Below are 16,580 nucleotides of genomic sequence, written 5' to 3'. Positions count from 1 at the left end.
TTTTTTCAAAAACTTATAATGCAATTAAACAAATTAATCGGTCTTGTATCTTAGCTTTGGGGTTAATAATTTTCACTTTCTTTTCCTGGCATAATAGGTCAATCAAATGTTGAATTTCAGATTCTTTTATATCAGAAAAATGACTAACTGCTTGTGAAATTAAAGTAGGTACTCCCATATAGCCTTGGGTTGTGACTAGATTTAATAAAAAATCTTTAACTTTTCTTAAATCTTTTACAGGCTTAACGGGTTGTTTAGAAACAATTCCTAAGTCCTGCAATAAAATACATTGATCTAAGATTTTTGCTTCACGAATTAAATTTTGTAATTCTTGTAAAATGATAGTTTTCCCTGCAATGACTAATTCCTGTGCTAGTGCAGAATTAACCAAGCTTTGGTATGTTGCCAAATAGTGAACAGAAGACAAATTAGGTTTAATATGATGATGGTTGGTATGTATAAAAATCTGTTGATATATTTGATTACCAGCTAGTTTCGGTGTTCCTACTCCTCCAATGCGAATTAGGTAAAGGGTATGGCACAAATTTTGCTGAATAACTCTTTGACAAGCATTCATAATATTGAAAAAGCTTGTCATATGTGACTCTTCAGTCCAAACTATACCAATCCTTTCAAGCTTACCAGGCTTTTGATAGCTCAACGAAAAACTAGCAAACCTACCACTTAAGAGTTTAGTTTTAATTTCCTGTATTTGTAACGCTGCTAGTGATACTTGCATCATCTGGATTAAGTCAGGTGATGATAGTAAGGAAATTTTAGTAATTTTTTCCTGATTTTTTTTATATTCCTTCTCCCACAACAATTCAAACTCTGCTTGAGTCCTATCTACCGGAGGCTTGGGCGGAGTAATAATTATTGTGCCATTACCATTTGTTTTTTTTATTATATCTATACTAATTTCATCTGGTTTATTTAATAGAGAAACTTTGTGTTTTTGATACTCATTCCGACCTAGAATTAATGTATTTCTCGGTAGAGTTTTACCACCAGGAAAATTGTCCTCTAACAATTGCTTATTTAGGGGAAATATAGGTGAATCAGTTTTTGAATCTGCTTGTTGATGTAATGGTTGTAGCCTATAAGCCCAAAGAGATTCTGCTTGGTTGAGATTAATAGGCTTGAGTGCTACTAGCCGTTCAATTCTAGCTTTATCCGACTGTAAAATACGGCTAGCACACTGTTTCCAAGCATCCTTAACTATACTGATAATAATGAGAAAATTTTTAAGATTATCATTGTGAATAGTAGTATTAATATTAAATATTGGCTGAGGATTAGAATTCCAGTTTGATTGAGTTTCGACTTGATCAAAACATAAGACTATTGGTTGAGTATCAGTTGAGATTTTGCCAAAATTTGCTAAAATATTCTTCGCTGTATCTTCAGTATCAATACAATATTTAACTTTTAATAACTCCATAGATTCTTCACTTAAACTATCTCCTCTTAACCATTCGCAGGCTAAAGTATATAGTTCAGGGTCAGTTAAATCATAGAGAATCCCAAAAAATATATCAGGATTATAAATACTTGCCTGTTTATATGTATCTTTAAGATGTTTAATAAATTTTTGGCGATTATTGAGTAACAATTGCCATATACTGGCATTAAAAATACGCTGTTTGACACTGAGTTTAGTAAAGGCAGATAAACTTTTAAGCCACAGGATTAATTGAGATTCTTGTTGGCCTTCTGGTATTTTAATTAAGCTATCAACTGTATAACGTAAAATATGTCGCCAGATATAATCGTTGTCAGGCCAAGGACTAATATAAGCGAAAAAAGCTCTATCATTAAACGTCAGTTTTAGCCTACCTAGTAAATAACTTTTGCCAGAACCTGCATCACCTATAAGTAATACAGTACGGCTACGATGATCTCTTGCTACTAGATCTAATAATTCTTCAATATCACTGATAACTTCTTGATGAATGGACTCAACTACAGACTTTGCATCTTGATTTTCTGTCCAAAAATTACCTGTTCTCAAATTTACTAGGTCAAACGGATTAACTTCGCGTTTAATAATTTCGTTGATTGATGGCATACTTAAATTATTGTGAAGGAGCAAATTTGAATTGTGGGTAAAATTAATTATTGTCTGCTAGTTAATGCTGATAAAAAATAGTGAACCTCCAACATTTTGTGGAATACCTGCATCAACTTGTTCTTGGGTATAAAGTTTCGGGTCTAACAAAGTACTTAACTCAATTTGGTCATTCCTTTGCAGACGATATAGGACTTGATCTAATTCATCCCTTGAAAGCGGAGGTTGTAACTTTTGTCGCAGATGGAAAATAGGTAAATAATTATCTGTACCCAATTCCTTATCTAATTTTTCAATAATTTGTAAAATTTCCTCATCACTGAGATTACTAATTGTTTCAAAAGCTGACTCTGTCGCAATTGTTAGTGAAGTAGAAACTTCTTCTGGCTTCTCCCGCAGAGTTTTTCGTAAAAATCGTAGGTAATTACCAAGTAATTCCAAACTGATAACGGGGTTAGTGCCTTTGTTAGGATTGTAATCATCTCGTAAAGACTCAATTCCTCTTTCAGTCAGCCAAACTTCGGCTTTAGTTTTTTTAATTCCCCATTCAGCGTCAATCAATCCCCGTTCACTCAGGGTTTTCAATATCACATCTCGTTCAGCTGCTTTTGGCGAGGTGATTTTGCTGGGGGTGATTTTCCCGGACGCTTTACTTATCTTGTCCAGTACCTTAAGTTCTTTGTCTGTGATGGGTACTTCTTGGGCTGGATCAAGCTTCAGCAGAGCTTGACCTGGCGGTAAAATTTTAACTGTGGCAATCTCACGGGTATAGTCTACCAGTTCGCGATCGCCCAAACTTTTACAAATTTTGTTTTTATCACCTTTAAAAACATCAAAGGTGCTAGCGCTAAGATTAGAGCGATAATTGGGAGATCCCAACAACTTGAGTAGAAACTTTAACTCGTTCGTTTCCATACTAGTAATCTTGCCTGTATCTAATTAAGCATTAAGCACTACTCTAGCTCGAACAGCAAAAATTGACACACTTTTCTGATCGTAGCACTATATTCTGTGACTACGGAAAAGTGTGCGATCGCATATACACCATTTCTAATTAATTGAGTAAATCTAACTTCTCACTACTCATAGCTTGATGTAAAAAGCCTAAAATTTTACCAATAAAATAAAGATGGTGCGTTAACTAAGCAACGCACCATAAACTATGGGATAGAAGACAATTTATTTTTTAGTATTCTTTGAATTTCTAATTCCTATCTACCCGCTTTTGCACTAAATATTTTCGCTTAAACTCTTCTCAAAGCATTAAAAGCTTTATTACGCAACCCACCTGGTAACAACGACAAACCTAAACCCGTCCAGGCTTTAGTATTAGAAAAAGACTTACCAGCCAAAACAAACTCTCTACCAGATTGGATTTCGCCTTTTTCAATTAAACGCAAACCCAATATTAACTTTGCTTCCGCAAGGCGATTTTTTCTAATTGACTCTAATTTTTCGGAATCAAACTGATAATTTTGCAGGTATTTAATCTTATCAAATAAATAAGGAATCGCTCGATTAATGCCTTGCTGTTCTGCATGGCAACGATATTCCATTAATAATTCCGGTAAATAATAGCCTTTTTTACCAGCCAAAGCTAGCCGCACAAACAAATCATTATCTTCGCAATTTTGAATATTGGGAAGCATAAAACCCAATTCTTGCAATGTTTGGCGACGGAATAATGTTGCGCCTACTTGAAAGCTTTGGTAAATAAAAACTACCTCTAGTAAATTATCAACAATACCAGCCGCTAATTTCTTTCTACCCCAGCGACGAGAATTTTCCTGAGTCATCTCATCATCCCGGACATTATTAATATCGATAATCCAGTGGTCAGTACCAACAAAATCAATCTCAGGATTTTGTTCAAAAATGGCAACAGTACGCGCTAAAAAATCAGGTGTTAGTCGGTCGTCGTCATCAAATTTGATAAAATACTCGCCACTAGCCGCATTAAAGCCAGAGCGCATATTATTACTTTTACCAATGTTTTGTTGATGACGAATATATTTAATGCGGTTATCTGTATACTGTGATATCAACTCAGGTGTACCATCGCGCGAACCATCATCACAAACAATTAATTCAAAGTCTTGGTAACTCTGGTTGATAACGCTCTCAATAGCGTAATGTAAGAGATGAACTCTATTAAAAGTAGGAATAGTAACAGAAATTTTTGGCATATCACAATAATTTTAGAAATAATCTTATATATATGATATAAATATTTATTTATAAGTATTAAACGATATTTCTAAATTTATTTAGTACTTTTTGACCAAATCTATTCATCTTTTTTTGTAGGCTAGGAGGTTTAAGATGTTTAGGTTTTAGTTCTGGATTTTTGAGGAATCTGTAATATAGAAATTCATGTGCATAACGTATATTAACATCTTCTCCTTGACACAATCTTTGAAATTCCGAGGATGAATAATTCATATAATGTAGGCGGCGAATTGGTTTTAAACCTTCTTGATTGTAGAGGATATTATTAATATTAGTAAATGGATCAGCATCTGCACAATTACCAGTTCTATCTTGAGGATCGGGACTTAGAGTAAAGTTAAATATTGGTCTATCGCTGCGCCAACTCATATAAGTAAACAAGTCTGCATCACACCACCAAGAATGCTCATTAATATAGGTATACTCTTGCTGATTAGCTAGCAAGTCTCTAAGACTGTTTATTTCTTCATCTCCAAAAATCCCACGTTTTGAACCGAAAAAACTAGAGCAATGTAATTGAGGACGGATGTGAGATTCTGGTAAAGAAGTTTTGTTTTCAATTACTGAAAAATTTAATGCTGCTACAGAAGGTGATTTGCGGTGTTCCCAGTCATCAAATATAAAATCATAGTCGTCTAATTTATTTACAACTTTATCCAGTGAACTCATTGCTAAACTATCAGCATCATAAAATACAAATCTTTCAAACTCACCATCAAAAGCAGACATTTTTCTAAATAGATTGCTTTTTCTATACCATTTATAATGCCCTTGAATTTTGTTATGGGCTTGAGGATGAAGATTCCATATTTGATTATAAAATTCTTCCCAGCGTTGCATCGAAACTTTGTCTTCAAATAAAAAAACATTTTTTCTAGACGCTATTTCCGACCTCACCTTCTCTAATTGCTCATCATAGGGAATAATACAAATAGGAATATCTGCATTTACATTGACTTCTAGACTGTTGAGCAGGGCAACTAATTGATCATAAACGACATCATTAGCAAGAGTATAAATACCGAATGGAGCCATAATTATTAAACCAGAATAATTAAATAATTAAATTTTCTTATATTGAGATTCTCTGTTATTATTTTCACTATAAACAACGGTTTATAATAAAGTACATAGTAAATTTACTGTTATTGTGATTCATCAGTAATCTCCTTTATATTGACTTTAATATATAGGAATTTTATCAGCCATATTAAGGAATACTTGTGATGACATATAACCTGGAATTAGGTCATTGTATATATATCAATTATTAATCTAATTCTGAGACTACCACTTAAATGAATATCTTAATGCTATCTGCTACCTTTCCCTATCCACCAACACGGGGGGGAACACAGGTGAGGACGTTTAATTTACTTAAGTATTTAAGTCAACGCCATAGGATTACGCTGTTAACTCAACGTGATGCTACTGTTACAGAAGCGGAAATCATAGCATTACAAGATTGTGTGGATCGTCTAGTGGTATTTGAACGTCCCCCAGAATCAGGAACCTCTGCAGGAATATTCCAGAAAATTCAACGCTTCAGTTCATTTTTGCAACAGGGAACACCACCAAGTGTGATCAACCGTTACTCTACTGAAATGCAAGAGTGGATTGATAACTTTGTAGAGGCGGGAAAATGCGATGTCATTACCTGCGAACATAGCGTAAATGAGATTTATGTGCGATCGCACTTCCAAAAACAGTTAAGAACTGTAGTTAATATTCATAGTTCGGTATACGGTAGCTGCTATAACCAACTCGCCACTGGGATTTCCGAAAATAAGTTGAGGGATAAAATTAATCTGCCACTTTTACGCCGTTACGAACAAAGCTACTGCTCGAAGTTTTCTGAAATTGTGGTGACAACGGCAGAAGATAAAATCCAATTACAAGAATTTAACCCTCATAGTGAAATTACAGTGATTCCTAATGGCGTTGATTTAGTGTCATTTCCCTACAGAATTCACGATCCAGCAGGAAATCGCTTAATTTTTATCGGTGCAATGGATAATTTGGCAAATATTGATGCGGTATGCTTCTTTAGCCAAGAAGTATTGCCAGAAATCCAAAAAATTTATCCTGATACAACTTTGGATATTGTTGGTAGTCATCCAACCCCAGAGGTTTTAGCACTAAAAAAACAACCGGGAGTTACTGTAACAGGGCGTGTACCTTCAATGGCCGAATATTTACATAAATCAACCGTCTGCATTGTACCAATGCGGACGGGTTTTGGCATTAAAAATAAAACTCTAGAAGCAATGGCTGCTGGTGTACCGATAGTTGCAAGCGATCGCGGTTTAGAAGGGTTAGCCGTAGATGGTTATAGTACACCTGTACGAGCATTGAGAGCAAATACACCAGCAGAGTATGTCAGCGCCATTACTCAACTATTTGATCGTCCACAACTGAGAGCCGAGTTATCTATTAATGGCAGAGAACTGATAGAAACAGAATTTACCTGGGATATAGCCGGTGAAAGCTATGAAAAAGCTTGTTGTGGAAGTGATGGGAATTATGAAATTTGAACTATTGCTGATTCATAATTGGATTATTGCTCCATTGTCGGTACAGTAAAAATTCTGCTACCAATAGGAATCCTTGTACTAGGTTTAGCTAGTTCTGTTGTCGTGTTGGTAGGATTAGTAGAAGGATCACTCAGGTTTTCAGATAAGATATTGAGTTGCTTATTTGTAGAAGAACTTGAATTATTATCTAGAGATGGCTCAATTGGATTGATACTGATAGATGGTTCTGTAGATATAGGGCTAATCTTATTAGTATCGTTATTATTTGATTCTGCTGCAGTTTGCGCTTGGCATGGCATTACAGTCAAAGCAGAAATTGAGGCTATAGCCAGTGCAATGATGTTTTGACAGTTGTGGTGCATATTCTTATTGATGTGATGAGGGATGAGAATTTGAACAAGGGAGATGCACTGAACTCTTAAATCAGAATTTTTGCAAATTATTAATCTTGCTGGATTGGAGTTTTTATCTGGCAATTTACTGTGAACACAAACTATGTTGATGATAAATATTGCAACTTCACAACAACCTTCTATTAATTAAAGTTTTAAGTTGTTAATTGAAGAATTAGTGTGTTGAAAACGCACTATTTTTTTATCTATCTTGTTTGAAAAATCAGTTTGTGCAACTAACAATAAATATACTTGTATAGTTGTTCTTTATATAAGAGAAAAATTACGGAATTTTGCACATAATCCGGAATAATCACTTCAAATCCTGGTTCGTATATTTATCAAAATCAACAATAAATATATAAAGTATTAAATAATGAATTATAAAAAATTGTTTTATATCAATTTAGGATAAAGATGGATCACGACAAAAAAATGCTGAAAGTCTTTACCTCAATAGAATACTGGCAGCAAAATCTGATTGCTCTATCACAGTGATTGATAAATCAAACACAAGCAATTCTTCTAGGAAAGCCAGTTAGTTGCTGTATCCCCTAGGAAACCCTGAAGGCGAATATATTGATATCTACATACTTGCAGCCAGACTGTGAGGGTTCATTAATCTGCAACTGGATCGCAACGAATTTCAATCATAAAACCATCAGGGTCATAGAAGTATACACCTCTACCTGTGGGACGGCTAACTGGGCCATGAGCGATCGCAATTTGATTGTCTCTAATTACTGCTACTGCTTGATCGAATAATTGCGGATCGATATCAAATGCTAAGTGGTATGCTCTGGTAAAAGACTTTTCCGGATTGGGATCTGGTGGTGATAAATCTGGTTCCCCAAATAAATCTAGAATTGTGCCATCAGGAGTAATGAAGTTAGCTACTTTCCCCGCAGCGACAAGTTCAACCAGGGTTGCGGGTACTTCATCACCTGTAAGTTCATGTAAACCTAAAATATTGCCATAAAAATGTCGGGATGCTTGCATATCTTGAACGTTGAGAGCAATGTGATGTACCTTACGTAGAACACCGGGAGCTAAGACATTGTTCGCAGCACAAGAGCTAGATAGCATGGCAGAATCAACTTCCCTACAAAGATAGAAGATAAACTTTTTGCTCAAAGTTTATGCTTTATCCTAAAAACTTACCATGCCTTTCGATTATTCTTTAGACTTTGCCAAGATTAATTTTCGCCAACATCCTGAACTCTATCGTGTTGGTAAAGGTGAGCAGGGTGTACTTTTGGTAGAGCCATATAAATCGGAAATTCTTCCTTTCTGGCGATTTAAGACCCCAGAGATTGCTAAAGAGTCGAGTGAGAAGATTTATGAGATTTTTTTAGTTTATTTAGAAAATAATGATTTTATTGGTGCAGATATGGCACGCAAGTTTTTACAAATGGGTTATACGCGATCGCGCCGTTATGCAAATCATAAAAGCGGTAGGAAATATAAATCTAGTTCGACAGAAGGAAGCCAGAAAAAAGAAATTTTACCTTATGATGTAGACCCAGTTAAAGCAGAATCAGCAGCAATATTTAAAGCCAAGTGGATACAAGCCAAGACCAATGAAAAGTATCTCCAGCTTTTAGCTAAACATAAACAAATGTATGAAATATAGGACTTATATTTTATTTTGGAAATCCACGTATTGGAGAGGCACAGCTAAAGTCTTGCATTAGGTGTAGGTTGGGGAGCCACTGTGTTGGACGGGTTTCCCGGCTTAAAGCAAGTGGCGTTTGAGCAACGCGAAACCCAACATTAATTCGCATGTTGGGTGTCATGCTTCACTACGTGACGCTAACGCACCTCTTCAAACAATTTTCGTGAATTTAATGTTCAAATATATCTTTAAATTGTAATAAATCTAAAGTCACGATTGTGGGCAGAACTTGAAAACATTCTTGAGCAAGCTGCCAACGCTCTTCTCTTTGGAGCATGGCAATTAGTTTATCTCTAACACTAAGTAAATAGCGCACATCATTAGCAGCATAATTGAGCTGTTCTCCAGATAAATTAGCAGCATTACCCCAATCAGAACTTTGAGCGCTTTTATCCAGTTCTACTTTTTCTAATTCCTGAACTACATCTTTTAGTCCGTGGCGATTAGTATAAGTACGCGCTAGTTTACTAGCTATTTTGGTACAAAAAACAGGCTGAACAGTAATACCTAAGTTGTAACGTAAAGTAGCAATATCGAAACGCGCAAAGTGAAATACTTTCTCGATATTGGCTGCTTCTAACAGTTTTTGTAAGTTTGGTGCTTCAGTTTGTCCTTTAGCGATGCGAATTGCAGTTACTTGCCCCCCTGGGTTACATAATTGGACAAGACAAAGGCGATCGCGCTGTGGTAGTAATCCCATTGTTTCCGTATCCACGGCGATCGCCTCTGATTTTAAATACTGGGACAGCGCAGCGTCACTCAGGTCGCGATCGCTCACTTGAAAATCTTGTAATGTCATGAATCACTCAAGAATAATTGCAGTGCCCAACAGAAGCAATTTCTATGAGACACTACATTATTATTGTGCAAAAAAAGCAGAATTTCTAGCCATTTCTCAGGTGACCGGAAGAGGTAGGGGGAAAAGGAGCAGGGAGCAGAGGGGGAAACAGAAAAATATTATCTCTTGTAAATTGGATAATTTATTTTCTGGAAGTCTCTAATGCAGTAACTTCAGCCTATAGGTTCGTTGTTAAGTGGTTTCAAAGAGTAGCTGCAAAAGCTTGTACGCAACTCAGAACTCAGCACTACCATGACGACTGTGAGAAACTTCTGGCAAGCTGCACTAATTAGTTTGCAAGAAAATCTGTGTGAGATAGACTTCACCTTTTTGATTAGCAGCAACGCCAATCCCGGTAAGATTATATTTTCCTTTGATGTTCTTAAGATGCCCTGGACTATTGAGCCAACCAATCACAGCTTGTCCTGCAGGATCGCTATATCCTTGATTAAAAGCAACATTTTCGCCTGCACTTTTGTAAATAATCGGTAGAATAGTAACTCGTTTCTCAAAACCTTGATGGCTAAAAGGAACTTTACCATTAGCCATATTTTGGCTATGAATTCTTGCCTGCCGAGTGATATTTGCATTCAGGGTCAACTTTGATAAACCCTTAGAAACACGATATCGATTAATTTGGTCAAAAACTGATTTTTCCAGTGCTGTAGTTTTAAAAACAGTATTTGATGCAACAACCTGATTTGAAGCGATCGATAACGGTTTATTATTAGGGTTTTTTTGTGGAGAACTGTGTCCTGAAATCGGAGTAGTTGTTAATCCACTGGCAAGGACAAGCGTACTTAAAGCTATGCCAAAAGCAGTTTGTCGTAACATGGAAATTACTTAATGTATAGAGTTATAAGACCTCTAATCTACCTTATTCTTCCTAGCAGAAATACGAGGATACTATTAAGGCTTGATGAACTTAGAGAAATTTTGCAACTGCTTTACAGTAAATACAAGTAATCACCTCCAAGTTTATACACTAGGATAGATGTAGATGTTTCAGATGCATTAAGTAGCTTAACGAAGTGATAGCTGTCCCTGAAAAGATAAAAATTATCTGAATCTTTAAAAAAGATAATGTAGTATCTTCTAGACAAATGTCATAAGCACTACATTTTTCATTAAATAAATTGGCATAAATAAATATTTACGATTGATATCAGAGGCTGTTGCGAAGTGCTGAAGAATCAGCCAGCAGATATGACCAAGATTTGCAATACTAACCCCAAGGTATTGACAGCCAGAAATCACTTGCAACTTTGAATTTTATAGCCTGCATCGTAGCCCACTGACTGAAAAGTTCTGAGTCCTAGAGTTGAGGCAGTGCGGGGAGGTTCTTTTCGTTGTAGCAACTGGCATTGCTGAGTAAAAATCCCATTGAAACTTTCATGTATTGCATGAAATTTTTTCATGGAGACTACTTCATAAACTTTGTTTATGTTGCTCTCTTGGTGCTGTTGACTATCTATTCACACTACATACTGAGAGACATTTTTTACAGCCTGAACAAAGTTTCAAACACCCTTTTATAAAACAATCAAGGGGCACAATTATATGTGCTATTTGCTAGATACTTAATTTAGCGAAAATACTTTATATAAAACTAATATTTGAAATTTAAAAAAAGTAATTATACTTTTATTTCTTCTTCCCTGTTCCATACCTGAGCAAGTAATTTCAAGAATCAAAACGATTTTGATATATAACAATCATAAATTTGTTTATTAGCAACACTTCTTAAAGCTAATCAAGGTTTTTATCGGTGAATAATAGATAAATTTTAACGATAAAACTATTATATGTAACATTAATATAAATTTATTGCTGTTTTTAATACAATCTGTGAGTGTCAGTAATTTCTTGGGAAATCTAAGGATAACCTAGAATTTCTGCTGACTTAACTTTGTAATTAAGGAGCAAACCCTTGATACAAGAACACTCCAGGCTATCGGTATCTGACGGAGAAAATCACCGCTCACGTAATTTACTGATTCGATTTATTGTTGGTGGCACTACCCTTGTAGTTAGTATTTCTGCATATTTTAGCTATCAAGCAGCTAGAAATATGACGCTCAGTGATTTGAGACAGAGTGCTTTTTTAGAAGTACAGAGAGGAGGCGATGAAATTCAGGAGTGGTTACACGTCCGCCAAGTAGAAGTAGAAACCTTGGCTAATACTCCTACTGTACGCTCCTTAACTTGGTCTATCGCAGAACCTTATTTAACCGCAGAAGTTAACAGGATTAAAGAATTTTTCTTTTTCCAAATGGTTAACCTAGATGGCTCATTTGCTAATACCAAAGTTGGGCCTTCAAATAAAAATATAAAGGATAGAGACTTCTTTCAAAAAGCGATCGCAGGTAAAAGCAATATTTCCGATCCCTTTATTAGCCGTTCTACAGGAATTCCGTTAATTGCGATCGCGACTCCAATTTGGGCAACTAGTCCGCAAGCTGGTTCGCCAATAGGAGTTTTCCACGGGAATGTGAAAGTCGATCATATCCAAGAGGTTGTCAACTCGCTATACTACGGCCCCAACAGCTATGCTTTTGCGCTGAATTCCCAAGGACAAGCGATTGTCCACCCCAATTCCGCGTTAATGTCAACCATCGAAAAACCCGCACCTAGTTTGCTGAAAATTGGCGATCGCAATTTAAATGCGATCGCGCAACGGATGGTAAACAAAAAGCAGGGAATTGAGTTGATGGAAATTGATGGTACTCAAAAATATGTAGCTTATTTGCCGTTAAAATCTGCTAATTGGTCAGTGGCTTTGGTAATTCCCCGCCAAAATATCGAATCTCGGCTGCAATTCCTCGATGCGATCGCCTTAATTGTCGGTGGGCTGACAGTCACCATGATTACAGTATTGTGGAGAGTACAAGCATTTGAACAAGCTGAACTTAAAAAATCTAAAGCAGCAGCCGATACAGCTAATCTGGCGAAAAGTGAATTTTTAGCTAACATGAGTCATGAACTGCGAACACCCTTAAATGGGATTCTCGGTTGTGCCCAAATTTTACTGCGTTCTCCAGCTTTACCTGAGTCAGAGCAATATCACGTCAATATTATTGAGCAATGTGGTTCTCATCTGCTGACTTTAATTAATGACATTTTGGATTTATCTAAAATTGAAGCTAAAAAGTTAGAACTGCACCCCCAAGATGTGCATTTACCTTCTTTTCTGCAAGGAATTGGGGAAATCTGCCAGATTCGGGCGAAACAAAAAGGTATTTTGTTTATTTATGAACCTGCAAGTAACTTGCCAACAGGGATTCATGTCGATGTCAAAAGATTACGTCAAGTATTATTGAATTTGCTGGGAAATGCCATCAAATTTACAGATGCGGGTAAGGTGAATTTCAAAGTTGAAGTCATCGATCAACCTCCCAGTGATGAGCAGATAGTTAAACATCAGATTCGTTTTACTGTAAAAGATACGGGAATTGGTATAACTCCCGCAGAATTAAGCAAAATTTTTCTGCCCTTTGAGCAAGTAGGCGAGAAAAAGCGCCAAGCTGAAGGTACTGGGCTGGGTTTAGCCATTACTCGCCAATTGGTACAGATGATGGATAGCGATATCCATGTGCAAAGTCAAATTGGTCAGGGGAGTAGCTTCTACTTTGAGTTAGAGATTCCCACGGCTCATGATTGGGTACAGTCTGCAATGACTGTATCAGACAAACAAATCATTGGCTTTGAAGGAGAAGCCTACACCATCCTGATGGTTGACGATCGCTGGGAGAATCGCACAGTAATTACCAACCTATTGCAACCACTGGGTTTTAATGTAGTAGAAGCCAACAACGGTAAAGAAGGTTTAGAAAAAGCGATCGCACTCCAGCCAAACTTAATCATCACAGATTTGCTGATGCCAGAAATGGATGGCTTTGAATTGATTCAAAATCTGCGTCAGACCCCAGAAATTCAGGATGTCAAAATTATCGTCTCTTCCGCTAGTGTCTTTGAAGCTGACCAATATCGCAGTCTGCAAGCTGGCGGTGATGACTTCCTCAGCAAACCCGTACAGGCTGATGAATTATTGCAGCAATTAGCTAACCACCTTAATTTAGTGTGGATTTATAAGCAATCTCAAGCTGAAGTAACAGCCAAAGAATCTACCACAACCGATAGCCAATCTCCCCAATTAACGCCTCCCAGCACAGAAGTTTTGCAGGAACTAATTACCTTAGCTAGTAAAGGTAACTTCAATGCCATTCTCAAGCGGGCCGATCAACTAGAAGACACAGACATCAAATTTGCGCCATTTGCTAACGAACTCCGGCAATTAGCTAGGCAATTTGATGAAGATTTAATCCTCAATTTCTTGCATCAATACGCAGTGGAAAAAGTATGAATAATACTATAGGAGAGCCTTCTGCTCAAGGAATTATTTTAATAGTTGATGATAACCCCGCTAACTTACAGGTTTTATCCAGTTTTCTCGATCAATCTAACTTTGAAGTTTGGGCAGCGCGCAGTGGTGAGAAAGCTCTTCAGCGATTAGAAAATGGTGATTTACCTGACTTAATTTTGCTAGATATTATGATGCCGGGTATGGATGGGTTTGAAACTTGTAAATATCTCAAAAGCAATCCTCGTGTCCAAGATATTCCGGTAATTTTTATGACGGCTCTGTCCGAAACAGCGGATAAAGTCAAAGGCTTGCGATTGGGAGCGGTAGATTATATTACTAAACCTTTTCAGCATGAAGAAGTCTTAGTCAGAATTGAAAATCATCTGCAACTGAGAAACCTCACCAAGGCTTTAATCTCCAAAAATGCCGAATTACAAAAAACTCAAACTCAACTGATTCAAGCTGAAAAAGTAGCAGCTTTAGGTCAACTAACAGCAGGAATTGCTCATGAAGTCAATAATCCTATCAATTTTATAGCTGGTAACTTAAATTTTGTGGAACAGTATGTACAGGAAGTGGTTAGTTTACTTCATCTCTATCAAAAACATCTACCTGATCCACCGGATGAAATAAAAACCGCAATTGACAAAAATGATCTCAACTTTTTATTAAATGATTTATCGAAAATTATTCAGTCTATGCAAGTGGGTACGAGTCGAGTTACAGAAATTGTTTCATCTTTAAATAAATTCTCACGACACAGAGAAGCAGGTAAGAAGCTAGCTAATTTGTACGAAGGTCTAGAAAGTACAATAATGATTCTGGGACATCGCTTCAAAAGCAATGGTCATCATCCACCTATTCAATTAGTTAAAGAATATGCTAATTTGCCACTGATTGAGTGTTATCCTGGCGAAATTAATCAGGTTTTTATGAATTTAATTTCTAATGCAATTGATGCTATTGAAGAAACATATAAAAATAAAGACTTTAATGAAATTGCTCAAAATCCTGGTGTCATTAAAATCACAACTGAAGTAATAAAAGAAAAAGTTATTATCAGAATCGCAGATAATGGAGCAGGTATCAACAAAGCAGATGAGTGTAAAATATTTGATGCATTTTACACCACAAAGCCTATTGGCAAAGGCACAGGACTTGGTTTATCTATTGCTTATCAAATTGTAGTTAATAACCATAATGGTAAGCTTACATATAATTCCATAGCAGGTGAGGGGATAGAGTTTGTTATTGAACTACCAATCCGATAGTATCAATTCTATAATTTTGGGTTGTAGCTAAAAAATTATTACCATTTTCAACTATCAAAACCTGACAATAAAAAAGCTCCCCATTAGTGGGGAGCTTTTTTATTGAGCTAAAGCTTTAGTATTAGCCGTTGATTGCAGGAGCAGTCAACGCAACAGGAGCAACTTCACCAGCAGCTAAGTCTAAGGGGAAGTTGTGAGCGTTACGCTCGTGCATTACTTCCATACCCAAGTTAGCGCGGTTGATTACATCTGCCCAAGTAGCGATGACGCGACCTTGAGAATCAATTACTGATTGGTTGAAGTTGAAACCGTTCAAGTTGAACGCCATTGTGCTGACACCTAAAGCGGTAAACCAGATACCGACTACAGGCCATGCAGCCAAGAAGAAGTGCAGAGAACGGCTGTTGTTGAAGGATGCGTATTGGAAGATCAAACGACCAAAGTAACCGTGTGCAGCTACGATGTTGTAGGTTTCTTCCTCTTGACCAAACTTGTAACCGTAGTTTTGAGATTCGGTTTCGGTGGTTTCACGCACTAAGGAGGAGGTTACCAAAGAACCGTGCATTGCAGAGAACAAGCTACCACCGAATACACCAGCCACACCTAACATGTGGAAGGGGTGCAACAGAATGTTGTGTTCTGCTTGGAACACGATCATGAAGTTGAAGGTACCGGAGATACCCAAAGGCATACCATCGGAGAAGGAACCTTGACCAATGGGGTAGATCAAGAATACTGCGGTAGCAGATGCTAAAGGTGCAGAGTAAGCTACGCAGATCCAAGGACGCATACCCAAGCGGTAAGACAATTCCCACTGACGACCTAGGTAGCAAGCGCAACCTAGCAAGAAGTGGAAAATTACCAATTGGTAAGGGCCGCCGTTGTACAACCACTCATCTAAGGAAGCTGCTTCCCAAATGGGGTAGAAGTGCAAACCGATAGCGTTGGAAGAAGGAACAACTGCACCAGAGATGATGTTGTTTCCGTAAATTAAAGAACCTGCAACAGGTTCACGGATACCATCAATGTCTACTGGAGGAGCAGCGATGAAAGCGATTACAAAGCAAGCGGTAGCAGCTAGCAGGGTGGGGATCATCAATACGCCGAACCAACCGATGTAAATCCGGTTCTCGGTGCTGGTGATCCATTCGCAAAACCGATCCCATACACTGGCGCGAGAGCGCTGTTGTAAGGTTGTTGTCATTGTTTT

The 16,580-nt window shown here is 37.1% G+C and carries 13 protein-coding genes; 4 read left to right on the top strand and 9 right to left on the bottom strand.

Features of this window, described 5'->3' with window-relative positions; translation table 11 throughout:
• Positions 1 to 13: 13 nt before the first annotated feature.
• The 4 genes from HG267_RS04290 to HG267_RS04275 form a co-directional block, all read right to left on the bottom strand.
• Positions 14 to 2,068, bottom strand: coding sequence for an ATP-binding protein (locus HG267_RS04290; RefSeq protein WP_045870389.1), 2,055 nt, complete (start codon positions 2,066 to 2,068; stop codon positions 14 to 16).
• Positions 2,069 to 2,125: 57 nt separating this feature from the next.
• Positions 2,126 to 2,983, bottom strand: a complete 858-nt coding sequence (locus HG267_RS04285) for a hypothetical protein (protein WP_045870388.1) — start codon at positions 2,981 to 2,983, stop codon at positions 2,126 to 2,128.
• Positions 2,984 to 3,312: 329 nt separating this feature from the next.
• Positions 3,313 to 4,254: a glycosyltransferase family 2 protein gene (locus tag HG267_RS04280; RefSeq protein WP_045870387.1), complete on the bottom strand. Its 942-nt coding sequence runs from the start codon at positions 4,252 to 4,254 to the stop codon at positions 3,313 to 3,315.
• Between the two features lie 58 nt (positions 4,255 to 4,312).
• The gene (locus tag HG267_RS04275; RefSeq protein WP_045870386.1) at positions 4,313 to 5,332 is read right to left on the bottom strand and encodes an Npun_R2821/Npun_R2822 family protein; all 1,020 of its coding nucleotides are present in this window, start codon (positions 5,330 to 5,332) and stop codon (positions 4,313 to 4,315) included.
• A 263-nt stretch (positions 5,333 to 5,595) separates the two neighbouring features.
• Between HG267_RS04275 and HG267_RS04270 the strand changes: the two genes are divergently transcribed.
• Positions 5,596 to 6,831, top strand: a complete 1,236-nt coding sequence (locus tag HG267_RS04270; protein ID WP_045870385.1) for a glycosyltransferase family 4 protein — start codon at positions 5,596 to 5,598, stop codon at positions 6,829 to 6,831.
• Positions 6,832 to 6,854: 23 nt separating this feature from the next.
• Here HG267_RS04270 and HG267_RS04265 read toward each other — a convergent pair whose 3' ends face one another.
• Positions 6,855 to 7,193, bottom strand: coding sequence for a hypothetical protein (locus HG267_RS04265; protein ID WP_052335187.1), 339 nt, complete (start codon positions 7,191 to 7,193; stop codon positions 6,855 to 6,857).
• Positions 7,194 to 7,841: 648 nt separating this feature from the next.
• Positions 7,842 to 8,309, bottom strand: coding sequence for a VOC family protein (locus HG267_RS04260; protein ID WP_045870384.1), 468 nt, complete (start codon positions 8,307 to 8,309; stop codon positions 7,842 to 7,844).
• A gap of 76 nt (positions 8,310 to 8,385) precedes the next feature.
• Between HG267_RS04260 and HG267_RS04255 the strand changes: the two genes are divergently transcribed.
• On the top strand, positions 8,386 to 8,856 hold the full coding sequence (locus HG267_RS04255) for a DUF4385 domain-containing protein (protein WP_045870383.1): 471 nt from the start codon (positions 8,386 to 8,388) through the stop codon (positions 8,854 to 8,856).
• A gap of 211 nt (positions 8,857 to 9,067) precedes the next feature.
• Here the strand turns inward: HG267_RS04255 and HG267_RS04250 are convergent, their stop codons facing one another.
• The gene (locus HG267_RS04250) at positions 9,068 to 9,697 is read right to left on the bottom strand and encodes a ribonuclease H-like domain-containing protein (RefSeq protein WP_045870382.1); all 630 of its coding nucleotides are present in this window, start codon (positions 9,695 to 9,697) and stop codon (positions 9,068 to 9,070) included.
• 324 nt (positions 9,698 to 10,021) lie between these two features.
• Entirely contained in the window at positions 10,022 to 10,570 is a 549-nt protein-coding gene (locus tag HG267_RS04245; RefSeq protein ID WP_045870381.1) for a CAP domain-containing protein, read from the bottom strand.
• A 1,096-nt stretch (positions 10,571 to 11,666) separates the two neighbouring features.
• Here HG267_RS04245 and HG267_RS04240 point away from each other — a divergent pair.
• Both HG267_RS04240 and HG267_RS04235 read left to right on the top strand, forming a co-directional pair.
• Positions 11,667 to 14,099 (top strand): hybrid sensor histidine kinase/response regulator, encoded by a 2,433-nt coding sequence (locus HG267_RS04240; protein ID WP_096621580.1) that lies wholly within the window; start codon positions 11,667 to 11,669, stop codon positions 14,097 to 14,099.
• Positions 14,096 to 15,370 (top strand): sensor histidine kinase, encoded by a 1,275-nt coding sequence (locus tag HG267_RS04235; protein ID WP_045870380.1) that lies wholly within the window; start codon positions 14,096 to 14,098, stop codon positions 15,368 to 15,370. The genes HG267_RS04240 and HG267_RS04235 overlap by 4 nt, the downstream gene beginning before the upstream one ends.
• Before the next feature lie 121 nt (positions 15,371 to 15,491).
• On the opposite strand, the gene psbA is transcribed toward HG267_RS04235, so the two are convergent.
• The gene (gene psbA, locus HG267_RS04230; protein WP_045870379.1) at positions 15,492 to 16,574 is read right to left on the bottom strand and encodes a photosystem II q(b) protein; all 1,083 of its coding nucleotides are present in this window, start codon (positions 16,572 to 16,574) and stop codon (positions 15,492 to 15,494) included.
• Positions 16,575 to 16,580 lie beyond the last annotated feature (6 nt).

This window comes from Tolypothrix sp. PCC 7601, from assembly GCF_025677855.1.
Lineage (GTDB): Bacteria > Cyanobacteriota > Cyanobacteriia > Cyanobacteriales > Nostocaceae > Aulosira > Aulosira diplosiphon.
Note: the sequence above shows the minus strand (reverse complement) of the source record. Positions and strands in the feature narration are given on the sequence as shown.